The sequence below is a fragment of the Nocardia carnea genome, assembly GCF_029869215.1.
GTDB classification, from domain to species: domain Bacteria; phylum Actinomycetota; class Actinomycetes; order Mycobacteriales; family Mycobacteriaceae; genus Nocardia; species Nocardia carnea_B.
Window position 1 is genome coordinate 21,660 of the sequence record NZ_JARWPM010000347.1, and the last position, 11,253, is coordinate 32,912.

Annotated in this window: 13 protein-coding genes and 1 pseudogene; 7 read left to right on the forward strand and 7 right to left on the reverse strand. The window is 69.1% G+C overall.

Features of this window, described 5'->3' with window-relative positions; translation table 11 throughout:
• The first annotated feature begins 47 nt into the window (after positions 1 to 47).
• Together QH276_RS24140 and QH276_RS24145 are read left to right on the forward strand one after the other, a co-directional pair.
• Complete coding sequence (locus tag QH276_RS24140) at positions 48 to 488, forward strand: DUF6069 family protein (protein WP_280402138.1); 441 nt, start codon at positions 48 to 50, stop codon at positions 486 to 488.
• A 143-nt stretch (positions 489 to 631) separates the two neighbouring features.
• Positions 632 to 796, forward strand: a complete 165-nt coding sequence (locus QH276_RS24145; protein ID WP_280402139.1) for a hypothetical protein — start codon at positions 632 to 634, stop codon at positions 794 to 796.
• A gap of 4 nt (positions 797 to 800) precedes the next feature.
• Here the strand turns inward: QH276_RS24145 and QH276_RS24150 are convergent, their stop codons facing one another.
• A complete protein-coding gene (locus QH276_RS24150) occupies positions 801 to 1,895 on the reverse strand; it encodes a serine hydrolase domain-containing protein (protein WP_280402140.1) in 1,095 nt (364 codons plus the stop codon).
• Complete coding sequence (locus QH276_RS24155; RefSeq protein WP_280402141.1) at positions 1,892 to 2,413, reverse strand: pyridoxamine 5'-phosphate oxidase family protein; 522 nt, start codon at positions 2,411 to 2,413, stop codon at positions 1,892 to 1,894. Before QH276_RS24155 ends, QH276_RS24150 begins: the two co-directional genes overlap by 4 nt.
• A 258-nt stretch (positions 2,414 to 2,671) precedes the next feature.
• Between QH276_RS24155 and QH276_RS24160 the strand changes: the two genes are divergently transcribed.
• Together QH276_RS24160 and QH276_RS24165 are read left to right on the forward strand one after the other, a co-directional pair.
• Positions 2,672 to 3,418 carry a MerR family transcriptional regulator gene (locus tag QH276_RS24160; RefSeq protein ID WP_280402142.1) on the forward strand — a complete coding sequence of 249 codons (747 nt, stop codon included), beginning with the start codon at positions 2,672 to 2,674 and terminating at the stop codon, positions 3,416 to 3,418.
• Positions 3,397 to 4,449, forward strand: coding sequence for an alpha/beta fold hydrolase (locus QH276_RS24165; RefSeq protein WP_280402143.1), 1,053 nt, complete (start codon positions 3,397 to 3,399; stop codon positions 4,447 to 4,449). Before QH276_RS24160 ends, QH276_RS24165 begins: the two co-directional genes overlap by 22 nt.
• A gap of 61 nt (positions 4,450 to 4,510) precedes the next feature.
• Here the strand turns inward: QH276_RS24165 and QH276_RS24170 are convergent, their stop codons facing one another.
• On the reverse strand, positions 4,511 to 5,467 hold the full coding sequence (locus QH276_RS24170) for an aldo/keto reductase (RefSeq protein WP_280402144.1): 957 nt from the start codon (positions 5,465 to 5,467) through the stop codon (positions 4,511 to 4,513).
• 63 nt (positions 5,468 to 5,530) lie between these two features.
• On the opposite strand from QH276_RS24170, the gene QH276_RS24175 reads away from it, so the two are divergent.
• The gene (locus QH276_RS24175; protein ID WP_280406912.1) at positions 5,531 to 6,130 is read left to right on the forward strand and encodes a TetR/AcrR family transcriptional regulator; all 600 of its coding nucleotides are present in this window, start codon (positions 5,531 to 5,533) and stop codon (positions 6,128 to 6,130) included.
• Between the two features lie 172 nt (positions 6,131 to 6,302).
• Here QH276_RS24175 and QH276_RS24180 read toward each other — a convergent pair whose 3' ends face one another.
• The 4 genes from QH276_RS24180 to QH276_RS24195 all read right to left on the reverse strand — a co-directional run bounded on the left by QH276_RS24180 (position 6,303) and on the right by QH276_RS24195 (position 9,881).
• A complete protein-coding gene (locus tag QH276_RS24180; protein WP_280402146.1) occupies positions 6,303 to 7,667 on the reverse strand; it encodes an MFS transporter in 1,365 nt (454 codons plus the stop codon).
• A 113-nt stretch (positions 7,668 to 7,780) separates the two neighbouring features.
• On the reverse strand, positions 7,781 to 7,981 hold the full coding sequence (locus QH276_RS24185; RefSeq protein WP_280402147.1) for a heavy-metal-associated domain-containing protein: 201 nt from the start codon (positions 7,979 to 7,981) through the stop codon (positions 7,781 to 7,783).
• Positions 7,982 to 8,021: 40 nt separating this feature from the next.
• Complete coding sequence (locus QH276_RS24190; RefSeq protein ID WP_280402148.1) at positions 8,022 to 8,828, reverse strand: hypothetical protein; 807 nt, start codon at positions 8,826 to 8,828, stop codon at positions 8,022 to 8,024.
• A gap of 126 nt (positions 8,829 to 8,954) precedes the next feature.
• The gene (locus QH276_RS24195) at positions 8,955 to 9,881 is read right to left on the reverse strand and encodes a DUF5996 family protein (protein WP_280402149.1); all 927 of its coding nucleotides are present in this window, start codon (positions 9,879 to 9,881) and stop codon (positions 8,955 to 8,957) included.
• Between the two features lie 257 nt (positions 9,882 to 10,138).
• Here QH276_RS24195 and QH276_RS24200 point away from each other — a divergent pair, with 257 nt between their 5' ends.
• Both QH276_RS24200 and QH276_RS24205 read left to right on the forward strand, forming a co-directional pair.
• A complete protein-coding gene (locus QH276_RS24200; protein WP_280402150.1) occupies positions 10,139 to 10,903 on the forward strand; it encodes a MerR family transcriptional regulator in 765 nt (254 codons plus the stop codon).
• A 101-nt stretch (positions 10,904 to 11,004) separates the two neighbouring features.
• A pseudogene (locus QH276_RS24205) lies at positions 11,005 to 11,253 on the forward strand (ABC transporter ATP-binding protein/permease); the annotation flags it as partial.

An 11,253-nucleotide genomic window follows, 5' to 3' on the forward strand; every position in this document is an offset into this window, starting at 1 on the left:
GGTTTCAGGATGGTCGCACAAGAACTTCACATCTTCAGGAGGTCACCATGAGCACCGCGACCACTACCACCGCATCCGCCCCCCGCATCCCCGCACTGAATCGTCCCGTCGCCCTCTTCGGCGCGATCGCCGCCGCTCTGCTGGCCAATCTCGTCGTCTGGCTCATCGGTGCGGCGGCCGGCGGGACGTTCGAAATGACCGACGCCGGTCAGGTGAAAAGTGTGGCGCCCGGCGGGATCATCGTGATGACGGTGGTCCCGATGCTGATCGGCCTGGGCGCGGCGGTGCTGCTCTCCTACAAATGGATCGGCGTGCTGCGCCCGGCCGCGGTGATCGGTTCGGTGATCGCCGTCGCCACCATCGCCATGACCGTGAGTGCCGACTTCGATACCGCGTCCACGATCGCCCTGTCGGTCACCCACCTGACGCTGGTTCCGGCGCTCGTCGTCGCCACCGAGGGTTTGCGCCGCAAACTGCTCGAAAGGTGATACACGCGAACGCGAGGGCCCGCATCCGATACGGATGCGGGCCCTTTGTCGTCCGAACTCGTGGACACGATCGCCCGTTACGAAGACATCTGCCGGTACGCCTACGTCCGCGGCGCCGAGGGCGACCCGCAGCTGCACCCGTCGTGCGGGAGCAGCAGCTCAGCGCCCCCGTGCGCGACGGCGCCACCCCCGCCTTGATCGCCTGGCCGGCCCTGGCCACCACCGCCGCCGCGTACTGGCTGTTCACCGCGGGTCTCGCCCGGGTAAGGGCGACCACCGCGGGAGTTGCGAACATCCGCGGGGCCTGATTCGTCAGGCCGGCGACCGGGCAACGAGGCGCGTGGTCAGGTCCGCGAGTCGCCGGGCGGTGTCGAAATGTGGGGTCAGGCGGGTTTTGGTCATGGCGAAGGAGAGGCCGGTGGCGGTATCGGCGTAGACGTAACTGCCGCCGCCGCCGACCCAGCCGAAGGTGGTCGGTGACTCATCCGGCCGCGCGCCGAGGCGGCCGAGTGGATAGCCCAGAGCCAATCGCGCGGGGTTGCCGAAGACCTGGTCGGTGCCTTCGAAGGCCACAGCGGTGACCTCGGCCAGCTGGTGGGAATCGATGAGCCGGCCGTCGAGGAAGGCGGCATACGCGGCAGCGATTCCGCGCGCGGTGAAGGTACCGACCGACGGGATATCCGCTCGCAGAATGTCGTGGCTGTTACCCATGGCCGCGGTCGGTTGCCTCTCCCAGGGCGCCAGCACGCCATCGCTGTCCGCCGGGGCGGACGGGCCCGGTATCGCATCTTCCAGCCGCGCCAGGCGGGACAGGTCGGTTCGTGGCACGCCGAAATACAGGTCGCCGACCAGGTCCAGTGGTTCGGCGATCCATTCGCGCAGGAGTTGCCGCATCGGTTTGCCGGTGACCCGACGCGCGATCTCGCCGACCAGGAAGCCGAAGGTGAACGAGTGATATCCCGTCGCGGTACCGGGGCGCCACAGTGGTTCGGCGTCGGCGATCGCGGCGCAGACCCGCGTCCAGTCGGTCAGGTCGGCGGGGCCGATACCGCGCGGCATCGCCGGTACGCCGGCCGAGTGCGTGAGCACATGCCGCAGCGTGGTGGACTCTTTGCCGTGGGCACCGAACTCCGGCCACCATTCGACGACCGGTGTGTCGTATCCGAAGGCGCCCGTCCGGACGAGCATGTGCGCGATGAGCGATGTCATGGTCTTACCGGAAGAGAAGCTGAAGAACGGGGTGTCCGGCGTCACCCGGCGCTCTGACGCGGTATCGGCGATCCCGGCGACGGCGTCGGCAACGAGAACGCCGTGCCGATACACGGCCACCTGCAATCCGGTTTCGGCACCGGTATCGACGAACTCGTCTATGGCGCTTTGTATCCGGTCCGGTAAGGCGGTCGTCATCGGCTCGGCCACGTATAGCGGGTCTGGCTGGAGATCGGTAGTTTGCCGAACGCGAATCCGACAGCCGGCGCGACCCGATACAGCCGGACGTCGCCGGCGCGGACCGCCTCGCCCAATCCGTACCAAGTGCCCGCGGGATCGGTCAGATGCGCTCCGTACTTGCGCTCGAAATCCGCGACCGCCTGTGTCCGCTCGGCGCGTTCGTCCACAACGGTTGCCACACCCTCGATGACGACGTCCACGCCGGTCAACGCGTTCGTGCCGGTCGTCAGTACGCACTGCGGATTGTGCTCGAGGTTGAGCGCCTTACGTTCCCGGTCACCCGTGGTGAAGCACATACCGCCCAGGCTCCACGCCGCGAGCAACGGTGTCACGTGCGGCCGGCCGTCCGGGCGCACGGTGGAAAGCCAGAACACCTCCGCCGCGTCGAGGATCGCCGCTGCCGACGCCCACGGCGTGGCCTGCGCGATTGGGGACGAGAACGGTCCCAGCACACTATCCGGTTCACCGGCCGACATATCACATCCTCGGGATCGGCGAGGCCCGCTCGGAAACCGGCACCTGTCCGGACAGTGACGGCAAGCCGAGCTGTGCGGCCTCGGTTGCGTAGCTCCTGATAAATGACGTGAGTTCGCCGGGAAACTCATCGGTCGGCGCGGAAACCGGCAACCCATTCCGGCGTCGACCGGGCGCCGCGCCGTGGGACCCGCCAGTAGCAGGTCGACGCGTCCGCGGGTCTTGCAGGTGACGTGACGTCATATGCCAGGCTCGCTGTTATGCCTGGTCGGGACGCAGTGGAATGGATCTCCGTGGGTGAGGTCGCGCGGCGGTGCGAGACCACGGTGCGCACGCTGCAGTACTACGACCGCATCGGGCTGCTGGTCGCGGATCGCGACGACGGTGGGCGCCGGCGCTACGGCCCGGAGCAGCTGGACCGGCTCCGCCGGATCCAACTGCTCACCAGCGCGGGCGTGCGGCTCGACGAGGTCGGCGCGGCGCTCGACCGGCAGGACGGTCAGTCGCTGGTCGAGACCTACAGCGAACAGGTCCGGCTGCTCGAGATCGCCGAGTTGCGGTTGCGCTGTCAGCGGGTCGTGCTGGCCGCGGTGACACAGGTCTTGCGGGAACACCCCGATGCCCGCGTCCCGGAAGGGGTCGTGGCCGCCACCATGAGCCTCGACCGCACACTGCTGCGTCATCCCGGTGTGGAGAACGCGGACGCGCGGGCACCCGACGGCCTCGATGTCGAGCGGGTGCTCACCACCTATTTCGCGTGGAAGGCGTGCGCGGTCCGAGCGCTGCTGCTGGTGGAGAACGGGGTGCCGCCCGATTCGCCCTCGGGCCGCCGCCTCGGCCGGGAATGGCAGGCGACCACAGAGCACGCGCTCCGGGACCAGCCCACCGCCACCGGCGACCTGTACCGCGCGATGGAACAGTCGGAGCACCGCTGGCCACCGGAAGACCGTGTCCTGCATCAGAAAACGAAGGAGTACCTGGACCGATGCCTACTCACGCAGAGGTGACCGGCGAAGCGCGAGCCGGACTCGACCGAACGGAATCGGATGGTGACATCGGTACCCCGCGGACCGTCCGGCGCCGGTCGCGCCGAGCACTGCTGATCGTTACCGCCGGTGTCGCCGCGGCGACGCTGGCCTGGCTCGTGCTGCGCGACACTTCGCCCGTGGGCCATTTCGACTCGGCCGGCGACAAGGATCGTTACCTGGCGGCGTACGGCGAGGCGATGCGGGAGATGCCCGAACCGGAGCGGGTTCTGGACGTGCGGACCGGCTACGGAATCGTCCGCGTGTACCGATACGCCGGGCCCGCCGCGGCCGCCGACCGGGAACCGTTCCTCCTGCTCCCCGGAACGCGTTCGGGCGCACCGGTATTCGCCGCGAATATGCCGGGTCTGCTGGCGCAGCGCCCGGTGTACGCGCTGGACCTGCTGGGTGAACCCGGTATGAGCGTGCAGGACCGTCCGATCGAAACCCACGCCGACCAGGCTCGCTGGCTGCACGAGGTGCTGCTCGCGCTGCCCGAACCGGGCTTCCACCTGGTCGGGCTCTCGATCGGTGGCTGGACCGCGGCCAACCTCGCCGTCCATCACCCCGAGAAGGTAGCGAGTCTGATCCTGGTAGAGCCGGTGCAGACCTTTTCCGGGCTTTCCACGGAGCTGATCCTGCGGTCGTTGCCGGCGAGCGTGAGCTGGTTCCCGAAATCGTGGCGGGACAGTTTCACCAGCTGGACCGCCGGCGGCGCACCGGTCGAGGACGTCCCGGCCGCCCGGATGATCGAGGCCGGGATGTCCACGTACACAATGAAATTACCGCAACCGGGCCTGATCGCACCGGAACGGCTGCGCGCACTGGACCTGCCGGTGCTGGCGATCATCGCCGGCGACTCACCGATGCACGACAGTGCCGCCGCGGCCCGGACCGCCCGGGAGAATCTGCGCCACGGCACGGTCCATGTCTATCCGGGCGCCTCCCACGCGATCAACGGTGAACACCCGGACCGGATCGCCGCCGATATCGCGGACTTCCTCGCCGGCTAGCCGGCATCCCTCCGTGTGGTGAACCGGCCGGCCCCGACGTCGTCTCGCGAAACCAGGAGTGTCAGGGCCGGCGCAGGCGGTTGAGGAACCCCCGCACCCCGGCGGCAGGCTCGATCGCGTTCAGGCGGGCCATCTGTTCCGCGTCCAGTTCGACCACGCCCGCGGCGATGTTCTGTTCGAGGTGCGCGATCGACGTCGTACCCGGAATGAGCAGGATATTCGGCGCGTGGTGCAGCAGCCAGGCCAGGCCGACCCCGGCAGGGCCGGCACCCACCTCTTCCGCGACCTGCTGGACCACGGGCTCATGGGTGACCTTCGCCAACCCGGGCATGGCGCCACCCAGCGGAAAGTACGGAACCCAGGCGATGCCCTCGGCGCGGGCCAGGTCCAGGACGGGTTCCTGTTTGCGGGAGGTCAGGCTGTACTGGTTCTGTACACAGGCAATCCCGGCGGGCAGCGCGGTGCGTAATTCGTCCGCGCTGACGGTGCTCAGCCCGATGTGGCCGATCAGGCCCTCGTCACGCAGGGCGATCAGCTCGGCCATCTGGTCGTCGAACTTCACCATCTGGCTCGGGGCGAGCGGGAACGACCCGGGCGGGATGCGGCGCATGTTGACCACGTCCAAGCGTTCGAGCGAAAGGCTGCGCAAGTTGTCGTGTACTTGCGCACGCAGTTGTTCGGGCCGCTGGGCGGGCATCAGCGGCATGGGGCCCCGCCGGGGCGGGCGGGCGCCGACCTTGGTCACGACCACCACGTCCGGTTCGGCGCCCACGGTGTCGGCGAGATAGCGGTTGGCGGTGCCGTCGCCGTAGAAATGCGCGGTGTCGAAATGGTTCACGCCCAGCTCGTACGCGCGGCGCAGCACCGTGCGCGCCGCGTCCGGATCCGTCATGCGAGGCAGTTGCATCGCGCCGTATCCGATACGTGCGACCTCGCGCCCGGCCAGGGTGAAGGAGCTGCCGGGGCGCGCGGGTGTGGTGGGGTCGGGCATATCGGAGGCCCTCTCTGGTGAGATCATGGAACCTGAACCGGAGGAACCTCCGGTTGATGCCAGCATGCCACAACCGGAGGACCCTCCGCTATGGATGACCTACCGCAGTCTCCGGAGACGTCCGTCTCCGCCACCCCGCGGCGCCGCCGCGCGGGCGCCGCACGCAACCGGGAGGCACTGCTCGACGCGGCCCGCGCGGCCCTGGCCGGCGGAGGCGGCTCCTTCTCCCTGGAAGCCGTGGCCCGGCAGGCAGGAGTCGGCATCGGCACCCTCTACCGCCACTTCCCCACCCGCGAGAAACTCGTCACCGCCGCATATGAGGCCCAGGTCGAAGACCTCATCGACCAGGCCGGGATCCTTCTGGCGAACCTGCCGCCGAGGCAGGCCCTCCGAGAGTGGCTGGGCCACTTCGCCCGATTCGTGACGACCAAACACGGCATGCTCGACGCCCTGCGCATCACGCTGGTGGAGGACGCCGGAACACGCGATATCGAAGGCATCCGCGAGCGCATGGCGGCCGCGATCACCCCGATCCTGCAAGCCGGCGCGGCCGACGGATCTCTCCGGGGCGACGTTGCGGCCGGTGATGTCGTCCGCCTCGTCGGCGGGGCGCTGATGCCCGCCCGAGTCGGCACCGACCGGACCCAGCGCCTGCTCGACCTCGTCCTGGACGCACTGCGTCCGGTCTGAATCCGGCGACGAGAGCCGCGCTGGGTGTGTGGCCTGTACTGGTGCCCTCGGGTGTCGAGAGACAAGTAAATTGGTAATTCTGTACAGGATCGGGGAGTGCGCGCCCGGCGCTCGGACTTCTGTACGGGGTCTTGGTGGAAGCGCCGGTCCGCTATGTAATCAGTGATTCGAATCAGGCGGCCGTCGCGTGCTGCCGGGCCGGCCATCGGGGGTGCTCGGCGTCGATGACGAAAACGTGCGTGTGCCGGTACAGGCGGTCGCTCACGCGGACGGCATCGGCGAGCCGGGCGGGGTCGATGGTGCCGATTTCGTGGAGGTGGGTCAGCTCGGCGGGATCGTCACGGGGCCACAGCCGGATCGCGGCGGCGGCCCCGCCGGCGGCCAGCACCGCGAGGGCGAGCCAGGCCGTGGTGAGTCCAGCGGTCGTGGTCAGCCACCCCGTGAGCGGATAGGTGACCAGCCAGGCGACGTGGGACAGTGAGAACTGGGCGGCGAAGAGGGCCGGGCGATCCGCGGGCGTCGACGAGCGGCGCAGCACCTGGCCGGTCGGCGTGAGCACGGCGGCGGTGCCCGCACCGATGGTCGCCCAGATGGCCGTCGCGGCGCCGGAGCGCCAGTCACCGGCCTCGGCCGTGGTGAGCGCGACAGCGGCCACGAGGCCCGTGACCAGGACCGCGGCGCCGGTGACCATCACCGGACGGGCGCCGGTGCGGTCGAGGATCCGGGGCAGGATCAGCGCGCCGATCATCGTGCCGAAACCGTTGGCGGCGAGGAGTTTCGCCACATCGGCCGGATCACCGCCCAAGGTGTCCCGGGCGTAATTGACGGTGTTGACCATGACGATGGAGCCGGCGGCCGCGACGACGAGGTTGAGGCCGAGCAGGCCCCGCAAACGCGGTGTGGCCAGGAAGATGCGCGTCCCCACCGCGATACGCGCGGCGAACGATCCTCCCGCAGCGGCATTCGCGTCCGGGATTCGGGTGCGCAGCACGAGTACGGCCGAGACGACGAATCCGGCCGCGGTGCCGACGAACAACCAGTGGAAGCCCATCACGGCCAGTGCGGCCGCGGCGAGCAACGGGCTGAGCAGGGTTTCCATGGTTGCGGCGAGCTGCGCGGCCGACAGTGCCCTGGTGTAGTCGCGTTCGTCGGGGAGGATATCGGGAATCACGGCCTGATACGTGGGTGTGTAGGCGGCCGAGGCGGTTTGCAGTACCGCGATCAGCACGTAGATCTGCCAGATCTGGTCGACGAACGGCAGCGCCGAAACCACGCCCGCCCGAGCGATATTCAGTGCGACCAGCAACGGCCGGCGCGGGATGCGATCCGCGTAGGCGCCCACCACGGGTGCGACCGTGACATAGACGACCATCTTGATGGTGAGCGCGAGACCGAGTACGGCCGCCGCGTCGGCGCCGGCGAGTTCGTAGGCGAGCAACCCGAGGGCCACGGTGGTCAATCCGGTGCCGAACAGAGCCGAGACCTGGGCGATGAAAAGTCGTAGATACGCGCGGTTGCTGAACAGTGAGGTGATCATCGGGCCCTCCGGGCTCGGGCCGCTCAGTACGGTGCCTCGCCCGGCTGCGGGCGGACCGGCGCGGAGGGCCCGCCGGAGAGGGCCCGCGCGGGGTGGTGCTGTCGCGGCAGATGTTATTCGGTGACGGTGTAGCCGGCCCGGCCGACCGCGGACGCGATCAGATCGGGGCCGACCGGTTCGATGCTGTCGATGCCGACAGCTCCGGTGCCGAGGTCGACGGCGGTGACGCCGGGAACGCGCCCGACCTCTTCGCGTACCGACGCGGCGCAGCCGCCGCAGCTCATTGCGGAAACGGTTACAACGGTGGTGGTCATGATTTCTCCTGTTCGGTGATTCTTCGGTGGTGTGGAGTGGTCAGCGGGCGGCGATCAGGGTGAACGCCGCGGTGCGCACGGTCCCGCGGTGCTCGAAATCGAGGAACAGCCGGTAGGTCCCGGGGCCGGGGGCCGCGGTGTGAAACGCGATATCGGGTCCGGCCGGGGTGATGCCGTCCCCGGGTTCGCCGTTGGGGTGGACGTGGACATAGGCGAGATCTCCGGCGCGCAGCACGACCAGGTGTCCGTAGGCGCCGAGGTAGGGGGCGAGATCGGTGACCGGGGCGCCGTCCTTGTGAACGGTGAACGTGAGCGTCCGGCCGGTATCCGGAACCAGTTCGCCGTCGAGGGTCACCTCGTAGCCGTCGATCGTGACCGTGCGGTTCGCCGTGGGGACCGGGTGGGGGTCGTACTGTCCCGCGACCGCGAGGTCGGCGCCGAGGGTGATGGTGCGTCCCAGCGCCCGGGGTGCGATATCGGTGAATACCCGGTAGGCGCCCGGCTCGCTCAGCGCGAGGCGGATCCACCAGGTGCCGTGCTCGTCCCGGACGGGGTGGACGTGCTGGAACCCGGTCAGCTCCCGGCGCACCACGATCAGGTGGAGTTCGCGTTCGTGAATCGGGTCGAACTCGGTCACCGCCGCACCGTCCGGGCCCAGGATCCGGAAACGGAACTCGAGCTCGCCGGTGGTGGCGATCGGAGTCTCGAGCGCGAGGGTGTAACCCGCTTCGGTGATCTGCAATCCACCGGCGCCCGGGCCGGCGTGTGCGGCGTGGGCGTCCCGGGCGTGGTGGGCGTGGCCGCCGTGAGCACCCGCTGCGTGGTCGGCGTGGGTGATGGCGTTCATGACGGGCCTCCTGTGGTCGTTCTCGGTTCGACAACCGGAACAGTAATACCCCTAGGGGGTATACGCAAGGCCTGATTTCCACCCGCTCCGACCACCGTCGGCGGACGCTCGCCGTGGACGGTCGCGTCACCGCGTTTGGGGCGCGGTCACCTCCAAGTTCGCGCGATCCCAGCCGCCGGTGTCGGCGGCGGCCTCGTAGGTGGAGCGCAGGAACTCCAGCACGGTGGCTTCCGGGTCGTCGGCGGTGCGCACGGCCTCGTAGGGAAGGATGAACTCGTGGATGGCGGGGTCGTAATAGCCCGCCGGCGGGCGGATCGGTGTCTCGGTGTATCCGTCGGGTTCGGGGTAGGCGTAGGCGTAGAAACTGCCCTCGGCCGAGCCGCCGGGCCAGAAGCCGGAACTGGCCAGTTCGTGGGAATAGCCTTCGACCATCACCCAGTCGGCGCAGTTCGGGGCGCCCCCGGGATGCGGTGGGGCGGTGCGCCCGGAGAAGCGGGTATAGGCCAGGTCCAGCGCGCCCCAGAAGAAATGCACGGGGCTGGCCTTACCGGCGAACTCCCCGCGGAACCGGTTCAGGACACGGTCGGCCGCCACCAGCTGCCGCCAGAAGGTGTTGGCGTGGTCCCGGTCGTAGGCGGCGTGCGTGGTGTCTTCGGCGAACGGGATCGCGGGTTCCACCTCCACCGGTCTGGCCAGGATCGGGATATCGATTCCCAGCGCGGTCAGGGCGTCCATCAGCTCGGCGTAGAACGCGGCCACCGATTTGGGTTCCAGATTGATCCGGTGCCGCGCGCCGGTGCAGGACCGGATGTGCAGCTGGTGGTCGATGAAGTCGAATTCGATATCGAATACGCCGTGGTCGTAGGGGATCGCCGAGGTGGTCAAACCGCGGGCGGAGAGGTAGAAGGTGACCTGCCACCAGTGGTTGAGCATCGGGGCGCGGGCCAAGCGGAGTTTGCCGACCATCTGGGTCCACATGTGCAGGGTGTCGCGGGTGTCGGTCCACTCGTCCACCCGCAAGGCCGGCCAGAGTTCGTTCGATGGGGTGCGCATATCCGTCCCTTCAGCTCGGTGGGCCCGGGGGATCGGGGCGGGCGGCTGTCTATCGGGCTCCGGCGGTGGCCGGAGCGATACGCGGGCAACACCACGATTCTACGGCGCTACCAGCCTGAACAGCAGGTTCGCCGCCCGTCTGCCCGGCTCCCGTGCACCGCGTGCCGGATCGGGCGGGAGTACGCGGGCTTGAACCTGACGTAAGGTCAGGTCCTACCGTCGGCGGCACCGGCGCACGGTGCGCCGGTGGAAGTGAGATGAAACGGATGGACCGGCACGGAATCGAGCGCAGGTGGAAGGTCGGGGAACTCGCGGCCGCGGCCGGGCTGACCGTGCGGGCACTGCACCATTACGACCGTATCGGCCTGGTGTGCCCGACGGAGCGAACCGGCACCGGCCACCGGCTCTACACCGCCGGTGACGTCGAGCGGCTGTACCAGGTGCTGGCCCTACGGCAGCTGGGCTTGGGCCTGGACCGGATCGCCGGCCTGTTCGCCGGCACGGTGGAAATTGCGCAGGTGCTCGCCGCCCATCGCGACTATCTGGCCGCCCAACTGGCCTCGACCCGGGAACTGCATGCCCTGGTCGAGGCGCTGGCCGCCACGGCGGAGAGCCGGCCGGACGCCTCCGCGGATCGCTTCCTGGAATTGATCAGGAGGACTGTCATGGTCGACGACACCTTCAAGCAATATTTCACCGAGCGCCAGCTGACCCAGCTCGCCGAGCGCCGGGAGGAACTGGGTGAGCAGCACATCCGGCACACCGAAGCGCAGTGGAGTGAGCTCATCCCGAAGGTCGACGCGGCAATCGCGGCGGGAATGGACCCGGCATCCCCCGAAGCGCAGCAACTGGCGGCGCAATGGATGGAGCTGCTGGAAGGTTTCCACGGTGGTGACCCGGGCCTGCGCGACAGCCTGTACCAGATGCAGGCGGGCGAGTCCGAGCGGATCGAAAGCGAGTTCTGTGGCCCGTCACCGGCCCAGATCGAGTTCATCACCGCGGCCGACGCCGCCCGCGGATAGCGGGTCCGGCGCTCGGCGTCTCCACCGGGCGGTCTTCGATCCGCGGGTGCGGCCGCGTGTCGAAATGTAATGACCGCCAAGAGATGCGCGATGATCGAGGCATGACGATCGCACGGAAACTGGCCACAACAGCAGCCGCCGGGCTTGTCGGTGCGGCGATGGCCGTGGCGGGGCCCCCGGGGTGGAAGGCCCCCCCCCCCATGACAACCACGGGGGTGGCGTTCCTGGTGCTGGCCGCGGCCGGGTCCCTCGTTCGGTTCGCCCTGCGCGCATGGTCGTTCCTCCTCTCGCATCTGGCGTCGTTCGATCTCGAGCAGCGGTTGCGCGGCGATCTCGCCGCGCATCTGGGC

What these genes read in the sequence shown, in the direction of transcription:
- QH276_RS24155 (WP_280402141.1), bottom strand. Translation starts at nt 2,413, where the DNA reads ATGTCGGCCGGTGAACCGGATAGTGTGCTGGGACCGTTCTCGTCCCCA.
- QH276_RS24150 (WP_280402140.1), bottom strand. Translation starts at nt 1,895, where the DNA reads ATGACGACCGCCTTACCGGACCGGATACAAAGCGCCATAGACGAGTTC.
- QH276_RS24165 (WP_280402143.1), top strand. Translation starts at nt 3,397, where the DNA reads ATGCCTACTCACGCAGAGGTGACCGGCGAAGCGCGAGCCGGACTCGAC.
- QH276_RS24195 (WP_280402149.1), bottom strand. Translation starts at nt 9,881, where the DNA reads ATGCGCACCCCATCGAACGAACTCTGGCCGGCCTTGCGGGTGGACGAG.
- QH276_RS24185 (WP_280402147.1), bottom strand. Translation starts at nt 7,981, where the DNA reads ATGACCACCACCGTTGTAACCGTTTCCGCAATGAGCTGCGGCGGCTGC.
- QH276_RS24175 (WP_280406912.1), top strand. Translation starts at nt 5,531, where the DNA reads ATGGATGACCTACCGCAGTCTCCGGAGACGTCCGTCTCCGCCACCCCG.
- QH276_RS24140 (WP_280402138.1), top strand. Translation starts at nt 48, where the DNA reads ATGAGCACCGCGACCACTACCACCGCATCCGCCCCCCGCATCCCCGCA.
- QH276_RS24160 (WP_280402142.1), top strand. Translation starts at nt 2,672, where the DNA reads ATGCCTGGTCGGGACGCAGTGGAATGGATCTCCGTGGGTGAGGTCGCG.
- QH276_RS24180 (WP_280402146.1), bottom strand. Translation starts at nt 7,667, where the DNA reads ATGATCACCTCACTGTTCAGCAACCGCGCGTATCTACGACTTTTCATC.
- QH276_RS24200 (WP_280402150.1), top strand. Translation starts at nt 10,139, where the DNA reads ATGAAACGGATGGACCGGCACGGAATCGAGCGCAGGTGGAAGGTCGGG.
- QH276_RS24170 (WP_280402144.1), bottom strand. Translation starts at nt 5,467, where the DNA reads ATGATCTCACCAGAGAGGGCCTCCGATATGCCCGACCCCACCACACCC.
- QH276_RS24190 (WP_280402148.1), bottom strand. Translation starts at nt 8,828, where the DNA reads ATGAACGCCATCACCCACGCCGACCACGCAGCGGGTGCTCACGGCGGC.